The sequence below is a fragment of the Bacillus sp. PAMC28748 genome (assembly GCF_014250415.1).
Classification (GTDB): domain Bacteria; phylum Bacillota; class Bacilli; order Bacillales; family Bacillaceae; genus Bacillus; species Bacillus licheniformis.
The window spans coordinates 698251-711595 of the sequence record NZ_CP060192.1 but is presented as its reverse complement, the minus strand read 5'-3'; the positions used below and the strand labels follow the sequence as shown (position 1 = coordinate 711595).

The following is a 13345-nucleotide window of genomic DNA, read 5'->3' as shown; positions in this document are numbered from 1 at the left end:
AGGAGATGAGTTCCTATCGTTCGGTTGAAGTTTCAAAAGGGCCTGGAGGGTTTGGCGGACCTCTGGTGATCACGCCTGATGAAGAGAGAAATAAAATCGTGTACGTCACCGGCGGAAACAAACCCGATTTTGCGGATCATTTAGCTGAGCTGACGGGGTGCACCCTGGTCGACGGCTTTAAAACGACAGTACCCGAAAGCGAAATGGCCGCTGTGATCATCGACTGCGGAGGGACGCTGCGCTGCGGACTTTACCCGCAAAAGCGAATTCCGACGATCAATGTGATGGCGACCGGGAAAAGCGGGCCGCTTGCCGCCCATATTACAGAAGATATATATGTTTCCGGAGTAAAAAAAGAGAATATTAAACTGCTGGGAGCTGTGGAGGAGCCTGAACAGTCTAATATTCCAGAAGAAAAACAAATACAAAATAAACAAAACCATTATAGCACAGAGAAAAAGATTAGTGAACAGCAGTCGCCGAAAGGGATGATGGCGAAAATCGGGATGGCCATGGGATCGATCGTCAGCACATTTTATCAAGCTGGACGGGAAGCGATTGAAACCGTTATCAAAACAATTCTTCCGTTCATGGCTTTTGTGGCTCTATTGATCGGCATCATTAAAGAGTCAGGCATCGGAGACATTTTTGCCAAATATTTATCACCATTTGCAGGCTCACTGCCCGGGTTGCTACTAATCTCGCTTGTTTGTTCATTTCCACTGCTTTCCCCGTTCCTTGGACCGGGGGCGGTGATTGCACAAGTTGTCGGTTCTCTGATCGGCGTTGAGATTGGCAAAGGAAACATTCCGCCGAATTTGGCGCTGCCTGCGTTATTTGCAATCAATTCACAAGCCGCTGCCGACTTTGTTCCAGTCGGTCTGGGTCTTGCGGAAGCGGAAGTCGAAACGGTTGAAGTCGGGGTGCCGTCGGTGCTGTATTCGCGTTTTCTCACGGGGGCGCCAACCGTTTTTATTGCTTGGCTGGCCAGCTTTGGCATGTATGACAGCTGAGGGTTTTCTTAAGGAGGGAGAATAATGGTCATGCTTTATGAAACAAAAATAAACAGAATCGGAGCTCAAGCAGCGGCGTTTTCAGATGAAAAGATGCTCATATTATTTGGTGAAGGTGCTCCGGATGAATTGAAAGATTATTGTTTATCAATTGATATAAAGCCTGTAGAAGGCGACTTCAATGAAGGCGATGAGCTCATACTGGGCGGCGAGTCCTACAAAATTACAGCCGTTGGCGGAGCCGTTCGTCAAAACTTGGCGAATCTCGGGCATATTACGCTAAAATTTGACGGATCAGTTTCAGCCGAACTGCCGGGAACACTGTACCTTGAACGAAAAGAACAACTGCCGGAGGTTTCAGCAGGAGACTGTATTCAAGTTAAAAGATTCTCATAAGGAGCGGGTGCAATATGGAGATGAATAAAGGAAAAGTGGCATTGATATGCGGCGGCGGCCAAAGTCTCGGAGAAGCGCTGTCCTACCGGATGGCAGAGGCGGGATATGACATCGCGGTCGCAGACATCAACGGCGAGAACGCCGAAAGGACGGCAGATCATGCAGCCGGTCAATACGGGGTCAAATCGCTGTGGATTCAAGCGGATTTTACAAAGGAAGCCGATGTGAAAAAAATGATCGGCAGGGTCACGGACGAATTCAATAAAATCGATGTGATGGTGTACAGTGCGGGAATCGCCAAAAGCAATAAAATCACGGATTTTGAACTTGAAGACTGGGAACGGACCATCGAGGTCAATTTGACCGGGTATTTTCTTTGCGCGAGGGAAACGTCAAAGGTCATGATTGAGCAGGGAAGCGGGTCAATCATTCAAATCAATTCCAAATCGGGAAAAGTCGGCAGCAAGCATAATACAGCTTATTCAGCTTCTAAATTTGGAGGGGTCGGTCTCACGCAAAGCCTCGCGCTTGATCTTGCCGAACACAACATTCGGGTGAACAGCATTATGCCGGGAAACTTGTTAAAATCGCCGATGTTCCAAAGCTTGATCCCGCAATACGCGAAAAAGCTCGGCATTCCAGAGAGCGAAGTAGAGCGCGTGTACACCGAAAAAGTGCCTCTAGGACGGGGCTGTACGTATGATGACATCGCCAATGCCATCTTATTTTACGCCTCTGACCAAGCATCTTATATGACGGGTCAATCGATCAATGTAACCGGGGGGCAGGTCATGCATTAAAACAAGAGGGGGACGCGATGATGAACATGCTGATTGATTCAGCGCATATACCGGAGATTGAAAGATTGCTTGATTCATTTCCCGCTGGCGGCGTCACGACAAACCCGGCACTGATCGCAAGGGAGAACAAGCCTTTTAAACAGCAGATTCAAGATATTCGGCGGCTTCTTCCCGAGCATCTGCCTCTCCATGCCCAAGTGATCGCCGACCATTGGCGGGATATGGTCGATCAGGCGAAGGCACTCTATAACTGGCTAGATGGAAACGTGTCTGTGAAAATTCCGGTGACGACTCAAGGGCTTTACGCGATCAGAAAGCTTGCGGCTGAAAATATCCAGACCACCGGGACAACGGTTTATACCGCTGCACAGGCTGTACTGGCGGCAAAAGCCGGCGCCTCCTATGTCGCGCCGTATGTCAATCGCATTGATCAAGAGTATGGTAATGGCGCTGGCGTTGTCAAAACGATTGTCGGCTTATTCAACACAAACTGTTTAAATTGCAAAGTGCTTGCGGCAAGCTTTAAACATAACCGTCAAATTCTTGCCGTCATGGAAGCGGGGAGCCATGAGGCGACAATCAGCCCTGAGCTTATAAGCCGTTTGGCTGATCATCCGGCTGTAGATCGTGATATCCATGCGTTTCGTGAGATTTGGCACTCTCAATATGGAACATTTTCATTTTAAAGTACGAGCCTGAGGGACGGGAAACCGGCCTCAGGCTTTATTTTTGCTTATCATTACTTATATACTCTTGATTTATTCGGCGTAATTGCTTATAATCACTTATAAATGATGAACTTTACTTGCGCAAAGAAGGAATGATCCAGTGTACCAAGAGGAAAGGCTAATTTCCATCATCGACTATTTAAAAGAGCATAAACGGATTTCCGTTGAACAAATTTGTTCTTTATTCGGAGTTTCAAGAGATACGGCAAGGCGGGATCTGGTTAAACTGCAAGAGCAAGGCGCCATTATCAGGACAAGGGGCGGGGCGATTCTGCCCACCGTTCATGATGAGGTCAAAGACTATTCGGGCAGGCTGGGCATGGTTTCCGAAGAAAAAAGCATGATCGGAAAAGCAGCCGCTTCTTTAATCAGAGAAGGCGACCGCATTATTTTGGACGCTTCCACGACAGTCCAATCATGCGCAGAGCATTTGCCGGATGTCAATTGCACGATCATCACCAATTCGATTAACCTTGCGGACGTTCTTTCCTCAAGAAAAGGGGCTGACATCCGCCTGCTTGGAGGAAAGCTTCAAAAAGAGCACCGGTTTTTGTACGGCGCCTCTGTCATTGAAAAGCTGTCATGCTATCATGTTGATAAAGCGCTGATCGGCGTGGTGGGGGTTTCTGAACATGGGCTTACAATCGCCCATGAGGAGGACGGAATGGTGAAGCGGAAAATGATTTCCCAAGCGAAGCAAGTCATAGCGCTTGCCGACCATTCGAAAATCGGGAGAACGGATTTTTACCGATACGCTGAACTCAGTGACATTGACCTTCTCATTACAGACCGGCTGCCGTCGAAACCGTTTCAGAAGCTGCTTGATGAACACGATGTGGAGCTGCTTGTGGCTGAACATCACGATACTTAAGGGGGAATACAGCAGATGAAAATGATTGCGGTCGATTTAGACGGGACGCTGTTAAACAGTGAAAGCAAGATCTCAAAGGAAAATATCGATGCGATTAAAAAAGCGCGGGAACACGGGATTGAAGTAGTAGTTGCCACGGGGAGAGCATCCTTTGATGTTCAAACGATATTTGAGCCGACAGGTATTAAAACATGGATTATCAGTGCCAACGGAGCGGTGATTCATGATCCTGAAGGCAGCCTTTACCATTCGGTGCCGCTTGATCGGAAACGGGCAGAAGGAATTCTTCGATGGCTTGAAGAAAATAACTACTATTATGAGGTGTTCAGCGATGAAGCAATCTTCACGCCGCAAAACGGCCGCGAGCTGCTTGACATTGAGCTGGACCGCTTGAAAAGCGCAAATCCTGAGGCAGACCTATCAAGGCTGGAACTCGCGGCTGAACAGCAGCTCAGCCAAAACGGATACGCGTACATCAGCTCCTATACCGATCTGTTTTTAGCCGGAAAGGATGTTAATGTATATAACATATTAGCTTTTTCTTTTCATAAGGAAAAGCTGGAAACGGGCTGGAGGCAATTTGAAGATGCACAAGATATTACGCTTGTCACTTCAGCCGAGCACAACTTTGAAATTGAGCATCTTCAGGCGTCAAAAGGGCTGGCATTGGAGAAGCTTTCACACAAGCTCGGCATTTCCCTTCAGGAAACAGCTGCCGTTGGAGACAGCCTCAATGATTTTTCGATGCTGAAGATCGCGGGGAAAAGCTTTGCCATGGGCAATGCGCGCGGAGACATTAAAGAGATGGCTGATGAGGTGACGCTCACTAATGATGAAAATGGCGTTGCTCACATCCTGCATCAGCTGATTGAACAGCAAGTCAAACCGGTTTAATTCGTACATCCTTTCAAATCGGCGTGATGCCGGTACACGGCAGCGTAACGATTGAAGGAGTGCGGTTAAGCAGCGGATGTTATTGGTCCGCGGGCCGCCGACATTGTCGGCGGCCTTTTTTAATATGGTTTGACCTCGATGATTATGACTTTTGATTCTTTGTTGGCGATGGTTGTTTTTGTTACTATTCCTATTTAACTATTGATTGAATTTGAAATAATAGGATCACCCGCTTAAAAGGAGAGTGATAAGAATGAAACAGCCGTTCCAACTACCCGAAAAAATGGCCCGATTCCGCGGGCAATTCGAACAATCAGCGCGGGATTTTTTAATTGGGACTGTCATTAAGGGGCATAAACACAAAAAACAGCTGTCTATCGCAGACAGCTGTTTTATTTAACCTGTAATAGCCGAAGCGTTCAGGGTAAATAACTCCTCAAGTTCATGCTCAGAAAGCTCGGTGATCCAATTTTCGCTTTGGATGATTTGATCGTTCAGCGATTGCTTCGATTCGAGCATTTGGTCGATTTTTTCTTCAATTGTGCCGGTGGTGATCAGTTTATGAACGTGGACGAACCGTTTCTGTCCAATTCTGTAGGCGCGGTCTGTCGCTTGATTTTCAACCGCGGGATTCCACCATCTGTCATAATGGATGACGTGATTGGCGGCCGTCAAATTGAGGCCTGTGCCCCCGGCTTTTAATGATAAGATCAAAATCGGAAATTCCTTGTTTTGAAACTGCTCCACCATTTTGTCCCGTTCAAGCTTGGATAAGCTGCCGTTCAGAAACTTGACCGGTTCGCCGAATGACTTCTCGAGCAGGCGCTTCATCATATCTCCCATCCCGAGATATTGGGTGAAAATCAAGCAGCTTTCATCGCTTTCGCGAATCGTCTTCGTCAGCTCCAGCAGTTTTTCGAGCTTGACTGACCTTCCGTTAAGGAGCTCGCTCCCGGTCTCTTTTAAGTAAAGGGCAGGGTGGCCGCAGATTTGTTTGAGCTTGCCGAGCATGCTTAAGATTAGAGCTTTGCGCTGCATTCCGGCGAGGCTTGACATATGTTCAAACGTATCTTTGACAAGCTGTTCATATAGTGAAGCCTGTTCTGCGGAGAGCGGAACGAACTCTTTTTCCTCCTGTTTCTCAGGCAGATTGAGCGCGACTTCTTTGTCCTGCTTTGTCCGTCTTAATAAAAACGGTTTGATCAGCTGCTGAAGCTGTTCGATCCGTTTTTCGTCGCGGTCTTTTTCGATTGGCAGGACAAAACGCTTATGGAAGCTGCCAAGGCTTCCGAGATAGCCTTTGTTCATGAAATCGTAGATTGACCACAGCTCCGTCAGGCGGTTTTCCATCGGAGTCCCGCTGAGCGCGATATGATGCAGTCCTTTCAGCTTTCTGATTGAACGGGATTGTTTCGTGTGCGCATTTTTAATGTTTTGGGCCTCGTCAAGGCAGATGCAGTTCCAGGCGACGCTGCTGAGATCGTCAAAGTCGGATTGGGCGAGGCCGTATGACGTCAAGACGATATCCGCATCTTTGTAAGATGTCTGAAACGCTTCACCTTTAGGGCGTTTTGGCCCGTAGTGGAGCGCTGCCGTCAGGCCGGGCGCGAAGGTCTCGAGTTCGCGCTGCCAGTTCCCGAGGACGGAAGTCGGCGCAATGATAAGAGACGGCGTTTGTTGTCCCTGTTCTTTTAAATAGGCGAAATAGGCGATCATCTGAATGGTCTTTCCGAGCCCCATATCATCTGCCAGGCAGGCGCCGAAGCCGCAGTTTCTGAGAAAGATCAGCCAGTTCAAACCGTCTTCCTGATAAGCTCTGAGCGTCCCGTGAAAATATTTGCTGACCGGGTATGACGGGAGATCATCGCGCTGGCTCAGCTTTCTGATCATGTTTTTCAGCTGATAGGACAGTTCAAACCGTACATCGCTGAATGCGGAAGCATCGAACAGATCATCATCCTCGCGGGTTTCGCTCCGCTCTGTCAGCTCGCGCGCCAGGATGTCAGACATATGAAGCCCCTCTGTTTCTGCCCGCTCCATCAGCTTTTTCATTTGTTTGATAAAATTCGGGTCGATTTTGATCCACTGCCCGCGTATATTGACAAGCCGTCTTTTATTGGCGACAAGCTGCTCGAATTCTTCCTCTGTGAGTTCAATTCCATTGGTGGCAAAACGCCAGTTGAAGTCCATCAATGCATTCATTCCGACAAAAGACTCGCCGCGGGGAGCCGATGACACTTTTGCTTTCAGCAGCATATTGCTGTCTCTCACGATTTGCCACCATGACGGCAGCAGAATTTCAATCCCCATGCTGACAAGTGTTTCGCTAGCTTCGGACAGGAAGATCCATGCTTCCTCTTCCGTTAAAAGCGACGTCCCCGATTCGATCGTCAGCCAGGGCACGATTTGGCGGAACCTGTCTTGTTCTCGGTCGATTTTATCAGCGTATGCCTGCCACGATTTTTTCAGCCTGTTCAAGCCTTCAAAGAACTGAATGGCTCCGCTTTTTTTGTCGCGCAAAAACAGTTCGATTTTCCAATCGTCTCCGTCAAAGTCAGGTTCATTTAAGCGGAGTCCGACGGTAAACGGCACAGGGTTTTCATGCCAGCCAATCGTTTCAAGAAAATCGTCTTCATCAAGAAAATGTCCCTGAAATGTGGTGACTGCGGGGGAATGTGCGACAATCGATTCCCATTTTGCTTTTAATTCGTCATTGTAGTTGATGTAGTCTTCGACAGCGTGTGAAAACCATTCGGCTGTATAGCCTTCCAAAATCCCTTCTTTATCTTTCCAGCGCAGCATTTCCTGCTTCCATGCTTCATAGTCGGGAAGAAAGTCTTCATCTGCGATAAACTCATAAATGGTGGAAGCCGTTTTCATCAAAGGTTCAGTTTCCTCAGTAAGGATGATGTCGCTGAATGAATTAAATGAGTTTTTGCCGAGAAATTCGACCGCCATCCACGGGGACAGCAGAACCGCAGGGGTATCTAAACCGGCTTCCTCGAGAAATGTTCCGTAAAAAGACGATTCGTGCCACTGAAACAAATGCCTTTCCATTTCATTTCGCGTAAGAAACTGATGATCCCCGTCATGACAAGATAAAATAAATGTATAGTCTTCTGACTGTTCGACATGTATTACGATTTCCTTAAGACTCGCCATCGATCAACTTTCCTTTCTTAAGCTCCTCCTGGAAGGCTCTCAGCCGTTTATAGCGGGCTGAAAACTGCTCCATAAACCGGTTCCAGACATCCTGTTTTTTCGCTTTTTTATAAAGGGTGCGCAGCTTTTTTAATTGTTTGACGGCTTCTTTGTAGCTTGAGCGGTTTTTTTGTTCAACCAGCCCGGAAATTTCTCTGTGATAGGAAGGGATCAATGCTTCAGGAGCCGCTGCCGCAATGTCTTTCAAGGCGTTCTGCCCTATCTCAGAGATTGAAAAACCGACAAGGCTGTGGATCTCCATCCACTCCGTAAAGCGGTTTTTGTTATATAAAAAATGGCTGTATTCAGTAAATGTATAAGGAAGGCACTCTTTGCAATACCGTTCAAATACATGCTCTTCTTTTGCGTTTTTGCTGTAATCGCTTAGAAACAGGAAGAATTCGCTTAGTACATCGCGTATTTCCCGGTACGGTTTATCCAGTCTGCAGAAGCCGGCCGCCAGCTGCTCAAGGTGTTCATACCATTTTTTCAGGCGCTTCCAGTCTTTTTTGGCGGTCATGACACTGAGCCATTGAAACGTATACGGAAGAATCTCCGGTGAAAACGATCCGGCTTGATCAAGAATCACATCGTCGTTTTTCAGCAGAAATTCAAGATGCAGCCTGCCGAATTGTATTTCAGGCGAAGGCTCCAGATTGTTCAGCACATCGAGCTCCCGCTTCAGCCAGTTTGGCCGGGACAGAAGCGCACTCCAGATCTCCCCGAAAATCCGCAGCCTTTCATACTGGAAAATATCTTTCTTGAGCAGCAGTTCCCGAATCACGCCGGGGGTTTTTTCTAAAAACGGGTCAAGGGAGAACGATAGCGCATATGTTTTCAGTTCATCGATCGAGCTGTAGATCGTATCCATCAGCTGTTCGATATAAGGATTCAGCGAGTAAAAATCTTTTTCAGGATCGATGCGCCCTTTCTCGACGAGTGAATGCATAGCAAGCCATGTCGCAAGAGCCGCGTGGATTTGATACATTTTTTTCAGCTCCGGCTCCGCAGGCGTCCGCTTTTTTAAAGCTGAAAAATACCCGTAGTAAAGGTATTGCATCGTTTGCTGGTTTTTAGGCGTATGCTCCTCCCAGCGTCTGAACTCCGTATTGAAAAAGGAGGTCCATTGATCGAGCGTGTGGCTGCGGGGCTTCATTCCGCGCTGAAGCTGTCCGAGAATCTCCCGGTTTTCGCGGCGTTTTTGCGCTTCCTTCCAAAACTCCGTAAATGTTCCCAATCGATCATATTGTGCATATAGATATAAGTAAACGGCAAGCACATGACGGCACATGTTTTGAGCAGGGCAGGAACAGCTGCTTTTTTTAACGTCGGCGAGGTCGATGAAGACCTTTACCGGGACAACGTCCTGGACGTAAGCGCTGACCGTATGCCCGCTCATCGGCTTGACCCGATAGACGGAATCCTGTCTGTATAAAATAAGGGCTTTTTTCATGAGCTGAATGTTTTCTTCTGTGCACGGCAGTACATGCTTAAACTGTTCAGCTGCATCCATCACAACCGTTTTTGAGATCATGTCTTGAAGCATGTCTATCGCTCCTAACCGAATGACTTTTAAAAAGTTTCCAATCTCTCTATTATAGCTTAATCAATCCGTCCAAAAAAGATTTTCTCAGGAAAAGGACATAAAAACGGATGGCTGTCGAATAATGTAATAGACTATGGCAAATCGATTCTTTACATCATATAATTTGAAATATAATCAGAAATGTTTTAATTTATGGAAGCTGAAAGGAAAAGGATATGGATGACAAGGAATTGAATCAGGAAGAATTTTTGAGAATTCTTATGCATGCGTATGACGTTGGTGAAAAATCGAAAGACATAACGACGAAAGAACTTCTTGAAGATCTCATTCTTCATATCAAAAATGGATATACGACGTAAAAGGTGTGCAAACTGCGGTTTGCACACTTTTTCGTTCAGCAAGAAGTGCGCAGATCCTGCAAAAGTCGATATTTAATACCATATAAAGACGCGGTTTCCCCGGTATCTCCCGTTATTTGTCAGGATTCATTTCTTTCGGAAACGAAATAACCATGTATAATCAAAGGTAGGTGTTTAATTTGCTGAAAATTTAAATAAATACGCGAATCGTAGAAGGGGGCTTTTATGAGAGATCATATCGGCTTTAAAGATGTGTTCATCGTTTTGAAAAAAAGATTCGTTCTGATCGCACTGATCACCATTGCGGCTGCTTTGTCCAGCGCTGCCGTCAACTTTTATTGGCTCAAACCCGTCTATCAGGCATCCGCCCAAATCCTCATCAACGGCCGTCAAACGTCGAACTTCACCGACATCCAGACCAACCTTGAACTTATCAACACATACAACGTCATTATGAAAAGCCCGATCATTTTAAATAAGGTTAAAGACGAACTTAACCTTTCGGAAACGGCTGAAGACCTGAAGCAAAAAATCACGGTTATCAGCGAAAATGAATCGCAGATTGTCAGTATCTCCGCGACTGACAAGGATTATTCCAAGGCGGCGGATATCGCGAATACAGTCGCCGCCGTATTTCAAAGAGACATTGGCGATATTATGGGTGAAAATGCCGAAATCAGCCTTGTTGCGAAAGCCAATCCCGATCATTCACCTGTTCCCGTCAGCCCGAACAAGAAGTTCAACATCGCTCTTTTTACAGGGTTCGGCCTTCTGTTTGGCGCTGGGCTAGCATTTTTGCTCGAGCTTTTGAAAAATACCGTTCGAAATGAAGAAGACATCGAAAAAGATCTGAATGTTCACGTGTTGGGAAATATTCTGTATGTAAAACCGAAAAAAGGACAGGCCAGGAAGCTGGAAAGCTTTGTCGGCAAAGACCATACATTCTGAAACGGGAAAACACGGGGAGGTCGCATATGATCGATATTCATTGCCACATTCTTGCGGGCGTTGATGATGGAGCAGCATGTATGAATGACAGTTTAGAAATGGCTAAACAAGCCGCCCTCCAGGGGATTCATACGATTATCGCCACACCGCACCACCGAAACGGTGTATACGAACATCCAAAAGAAGCCATCCTTGCAGCTGTTAAGACGAGAATGCAAAAGGAAAACATCCCGGTTCTCATTACCCCCGGGCAGGAAATCCGCCTGTACGGCGAATTGAAGCGCGATCTTGAGCGCGGCAGACTGCTCAGCCTCGCCGGCACAAAGTATTTGCTGATTGAACTTCCTTACCACCATGTCCCGCGTTATGCCGAAAAGGTGCTGTTCGATCTCCAATTAAATGGTTACATTCCGATCATCGCACACCCCGAGCGGAACCTTGAATTGATGGAGAATCCCGATCTGCTGTACCGCCTCGTCAAAAACGGCGCCTGCGCCCAGCTGACATGTTCAAGTCTTGCAGGCCGTTTCGGCAGAAGCGTCAAACGGCTCGCCCGCCGCTTTCTTGAAGCGAACCTCATCCACTTTATCGCATCAGACGCCCACAACCTCACGACCCGATCTTTCTTTTTTGATACAGTAGAAAACGATTACGGCCGCGATTTCTTGAACGTGTTTACAGAAAACGCGGGCCTGCTCCTGGAAAACCGGGAGATTCATAAAGAAACACCGCGTCCCGTCAAAAAGAAAAAGCTGTTGGGCCTGCTGTGAAAGTTGTTCACAAAGGCCCAACAGCCAAAATGTCAGCACCGGTTATGCGGCGCTGATTTTTAATGTCATTTGATAAAAAGCGGCCGGACGTCCCTCTCTACAGCAGCGGAATGACAAGCCCGCCGTAAGCGAAGGCCGCCACGATCAGGAAAGCCGGATGGACGCGGAACTTCGTCAAGGCGACTAAAGAGATCAGCGCGATGACAAGTGATTGAACCATGCCGATCGAATGGATCGCGTCGCCGCTGATTTCCCATGTTAAAAGAAGCATCATCACGGCTATAACCGGCTGAACCGACAAGGTCATTCCTTTGACGACCTGCGACTGGCGGTAGCGGCCGATCAGCTTGAGCAGCAAAACGAGCGCGATGGCCGAGGGAAGCACAGTTGCGGCAAGAGCAATGAAAACACCGGGCCATCCGAGCACGCTGTAGCCGACATAAGCTGCAATTTTTGTGGCGATCGGGCCTGGCAGCGCATTTGCAAGCGCAAGCATGTTTGAAAATTCCTCTTTTGACAGCCAGTGAAAATGCTGAACAACTTCTTCAAAATTAAGCGGAATTGAAGCTGGCCCGCCTCCGTAGCCCAATAAGTTTGCAATAAAGAAGGCCCAAAACAGATAAAAGATGATCATGAAGCGGACACTCCTTTATCCTTTTCTCGGGCCGCTTTTCTTTTTAATTTAAAATGGAACGCGCCATACGTTAAAAACAGGATGACAATGATGCCGGGGTGGATGGAAAACACTTGAAGACCCAAAAACGCAAGAATAAAGAAAAGCACGCCGGTCAGCAAGCCGAAGCCTTTCAATGCTTTTTGCCCAAATTCGTAAGCCATGATGCCGAGCATGACGGCGATGACAGGGGTGACAGCGCCGATCATGCCGCTTACGATTTTTGAGTGGCTGAGCACATTAACGGCTGCGAACAAGGCGGCCATCGCGGCGCATGTCGGCATGATATGGGCTGCTGTAGCAACGACAGCACCAGGAACGCCTTTTACTTTATGACCTAAATATGCCGACATTTTCGTAGCGATCGGCCCGGGCAGCGCATTGGCAATCGCCAAAATTTCCCCGAATTCATCATCATCGATCCATTTGAACTTAGAAACGGCTTCATGACGGATCAGCGGGATAACAGATGGGCCGCCGCCAAAGCCCAATATTCCCGTTCTTGTCATTGCGATGATCAGTTCCCGGTAAGGGTGCTTCATTTTGCGTTTCCTCCTATTCAGTTAAAGCTTCATTCCCATTCGGCTCTTATAACGTTTAATCAGCATCTGGCAGTCGACGCTCACCACGCCTTTCAGGGGGTACAGGCGCTTCGTCAAAAATTCCTCCATCTCCTGATCATTTGCGAAAATGCCGTGCATATGCAGCTTGCTCGGCCCTGTCATATGATAGAGGCTTGTCACGGCGGGCTCCTTTTCCAAAGCAACGGCAACAGCCTCTAAATATTGGGGTTCGACTTCAACGTTGAAAAACACCGATACGTGAATCCCGACCTTGACTGGATTGATGACGGCTGTGAATTTTTCAATGATGCCTTCTTCAATCAAGTTGTTGATCCGCGTCTGTACGGCAACTCTTGAGAGTCCCACACGCTTTCCTAAATCCGTATAAGAGATTCTTCCTTCCTCATGCAAGATCGAAAGGATTTTTTTATCCGTTTCATCGAGAATTAAATTTGGCATATGGTAGTCGAGGCTCACAAATATCCCTTCCTTTCTGTTTGGTCATTATCATTCGAAATTGCTTGTCAATCACACTATAAATGAACATTTTGTAAATTGTATCATAATAAGGGTTTCGATATGA

At 47.2% G+C, this 13345-nt stretch carries 15 protein-coding genes; 10 read left to right on the top strand and 5 right to left on the bottom strand.

The genetic code is table 11. The annotated features are described in order from the left end of the window. The first annotated feature begins 5 nt into the window (after positions 1–5). The 7 genes from H7F26_RS03750 (at position 6) to H7F26_RS03720 (ending at position 5102) form a co-directional block, all read left to right on the top strand. The gene (locus H7F26_RS03750) at positions 6–1013 is read left to right on the top strand and encodes a PTS glucitol/sorbitol transporter subunit IIB (protein WP_003185884.1); all 1008 of its coding nucleotides are present in this window, start codon (positions 6–8) and stop codon (positions 1011–1013) included. A gap of 24 nt (positions 1014–1037) precedes the next feature. After that, on the top strand, positions 1038–1409 hold the full coding sequence (locus tag H7F26_RS03745) for a PTS glucitol/sorbitol transporter subunit IIA (protein ID WP_003185882.1): 372 nt from the start codon (positions 1038–1040) through the stop codon (positions 1407–1409). Between the two features lie 14 nt (positions 1410–1423). Further along, entirely contained in the window at positions 1424–2209 is a 786-nt protein-coding gene (gene srlD, locus H7F26_RS03740; protein ID WP_003185881.1) for a sorbitol-6-phosphate dehydrogenase, read from the top strand. A 20-nt stretch (positions 2210–2229) separates the two neighbouring features. Then, complete coding sequence (locus H7F26_RS03735) at positions 2230–2895, top strand: transaldolase family protein (RefSeq protein WP_011198375.1); 666 nt, start codon at positions 2230–2232, stop codon at positions 2893–2895. 142 nt (positions 2896–3037) lie between these two features. After that, positions 3038–3808, top strand: coding sequence for a transcriptional regulator GlcR (locus H7F26_RS03730; protein ID WP_003185877.1), 771 nt, complete (start codon positions 3038–3040; stop codon positions 3806–3808). A gap of 15 nt (positions 3809–3823) precedes the next feature. Then, complete coding sequence (locus H7F26_RS03725; protein WP_003185875.1) at positions 3824–4702, top strand: Cof-type HAD-IIB family hydrolase; 879 nt, start codon at positions 3824–3826, stop codon at positions 4700–4702. Between the two features lie 253 nt (positions 4703–4955). Further along, the gene (locus H7F26_RS03720) at positions 4956–5102 is read left to right on the top strand and encodes a hypothetical protein (RefSeq protein WP_011198373.1); all 147 of its coding nucleotides are present in this window, start codon (positions 4956–4958) and stop codon (positions 5100–5102) included. Here the strand turns inward: H7F26_RS03720 and H7F26_RS03715 are convergent. Both H7F26_RS03715 and H7F26_RS03710 read right to left on the bottom strand, forming a co-directional pair. Continuing rightward, positions 5099–7864, bottom strand: a complete 2766-nt coding sequence (locus H7F26_RS03715) for a DEAD/DEAH box helicase (protein ID WP_003185871.1) — start codon at positions 7862–7864, stop codon at positions 5099–5101. The genes H7F26_RS03720 and H7F26_RS03715 overlap by 4 nt on opposite strands. Further along, complete coding sequence (locus tag H7F26_RS03710) at positions 7851–9449, bottom strand: SWIM zinc finger family protein (protein ID WP_009329707.1); 1599 nt, start codon at positions 9447–9449, stop codon at positions 7851–7853. The genes H7F26_RS03715 and H7F26_RS03710 overlap by 14 nt, the downstream gene beginning before the upstream one ends. A gap of 215 nt (positions 9450–9664) precedes the next feature. Here H7F26_RS03710 and H7F26_RS03705 point away from each other — a divergent pair, with 215 nt between their 5' ends. The 3 genes from H7F26_RS03705 (at position 9665) to H7F26_RS03695 (ending at position 11526) form a co-directional block, all read left to right on the top strand. Continuing rightward, positions 9665–9808 (top strand): YwzD family small protein, encoded by a 144-nt coding sequence (locus H7F26_RS03705; RefSeq protein ID WP_003185866.1) that lies wholly within the window; start codon positions 9665–9667, stop codon positions 9806–9808. Between the two features lie 225 nt (positions 9809–10033). Continuing rightward, a complete protein-coding gene (locus tag H7F26_RS03700; protein WP_003185864.1) occupies positions 10034–10756 on the top strand; it encodes a YveK family protein in 723 nt (240 codons plus the stop codon). Positions 10757–10782: 26 nt separating this feature from the next. Further along, positions 10783–11526 (top strand): tyrosine-protein phosphatase, encoded by a 744-nt coding sequence (locus H7F26_RS03695; protein WP_017474249.1) that lies wholly within the window; start codon positions 10783–10785, stop codon positions 11524–11526. A 97-nt stretch (positions 11527–11623) separates the two neighbouring features. On the opposite strand, the gene H7F26_RS03690 is transcribed toward H7F26_RS03695, so the two are convergent. The 3 genes from H7F26_RS03690 to H7F26_RS03680 are packed head-to-tail and all read right to left on the bottom strand — an operon-like array spanning position 11624 to position 13221. Next, positions 11624–12160 carry a chromate efflux transporter ChrA gene (locus H7F26_RS03690; protein ID WP_003185860.1) on the bottom strand — a complete coding sequence of 179 codons (537 nt, stop codon included), beginning with the start codon at positions 12158–12160 and terminating at the stop codon, positions 11624–11626. Continuing rightward, positions 12157–12741: a chromate efflux transporter ChrB gene (locus H7F26_RS03685; RefSeq protein ID WP_003185857.1), complete on the bottom strand. Its 585-nt coding sequence runs from the start codon at positions 12739–12741 to the stop codon at positions 12157–12159. The genes H7F26_RS03690 and H7F26_RS03685 overlap by 4 nt, the downstream gene beginning before the upstream one ends. Positions 12742–12762: 21 nt before the next feature. Beyond that, on the bottom strand, positions 12763–13221 hold the full coding sequence (locus H7F26_RS03680) for a chromate efflux transcriptional regulator ChrS (protein WP_202604308.1): 459 nt from the start codon (positions 13219–13221) through the stop codon (positions 12763–12765). Between the last annotated feature and the right edge of the window lie 124 nt (positions 13222–13345).

What these genes read in the sequence shown, in the direction of transcription:
- H7F26_RS03750 (WP_003185884.1), top strand. Translation starts at nt 6, where the DNA reads ATGAGTTCCTATCGTTCGGTTGAAGTTTCAAAAGGGCCTGGAGGGTTT.
- H7F26_RS03685 (WP_003185857.1), bottom strand. Translation starts at nt 12,741, where the DNA reads ATGAAGCACCCTTACCGGGAACTGATCATCGCAATGACAAGAACGGGA.
- H7F26_RS03715 (WP_003185871.1), bottom strand. Translation starts at nt 7,864, where the DNA reads ATGGCGAGTCTTAAGGAAATCGTAATACATGTCGAACAGTCAGAAGAC.
- H7F26_RS03710 (WP_009329707.1), bottom strand. Translation starts at nt 9,449, where the DNA reads ATGCTTCAAGACATGATCTCAAAAACGGTTGTGATGGATGCAGCTGAA.
- srlD (WP_003185881.1), top strand. Translation starts at nt 1,424, where the DNA reads ATGGAGATGAATAAAGGAAAAGTGGCATTGATATGCGGCGGCGGCCAA.
- H7F26_RS03725 (WP_003185875.1), top strand. Translation starts at nt 3,824, where the DNA reads ATGAAAATGATTGCGGTCGATTTAGACGGGACGCTGTTAAACAGTGAA.
- H7F26_RS03735 (WP_011198375.1), top strand. Translation starts at nt 2,230, where the DNA reads ATGAACATGCTGATTGATTCAGCGCATATACCGGAGATTGAAAGATTG.
- H7F26_RS03690 (WP_003185860.1), bottom strand. Translation starts at nt 12,160, where the DNA reads ATGATCATCTTTTATCTGTTTTGGGCCTTCTTTATTGCAAACTTATTG.
- H7F26_RS03680 (WP_202604308.1), bottom strand. Translation starts at nt 13,221, where the DNA reads ATGCCAAATTTAATTCTCGATGAAACGGATAAAAAAATCCTTTCGATC.
- H7F26_RS03705 (WP_003185866.1), top strand. Translation starts at nt 9,665, where the DNA reads ATGGATGACAAGGAATTGAATCAGGAAGAATTTTTGAGAATTCTTATG.
- H7F26_RS03700 (WP_003185864.1), top strand. Translation starts at nt 10,034, where the DNA reads ATGAGAGATCATATCGGCTTTAAAGATGTGTTCATCGTTTTGAAAAAA.
- H7F26_RS03745 (WP_003185882.1), top strand. Translation starts at nt 1,038, where the DNA reads ATGGTCATGCTTTATGAAACAAAAATAAACAGAATCGGAGCTCAAGCA.
- H7F26_RS03695 (WP_017474249.1), top strand. Translation starts at nt 10,783, where the DNA reads ATGATCGATATTCATTGCCACATTCTTGCGGGCGTTGATGATGGAGCA.
- H7F26_RS03720 (WP_011198373.1), top strand. Translation starts at nt 4,956, where the DNA reads ATGAAACAGCCGTTCCAACTACCCGAAAAAATGGCCCGATTCCGCGGG.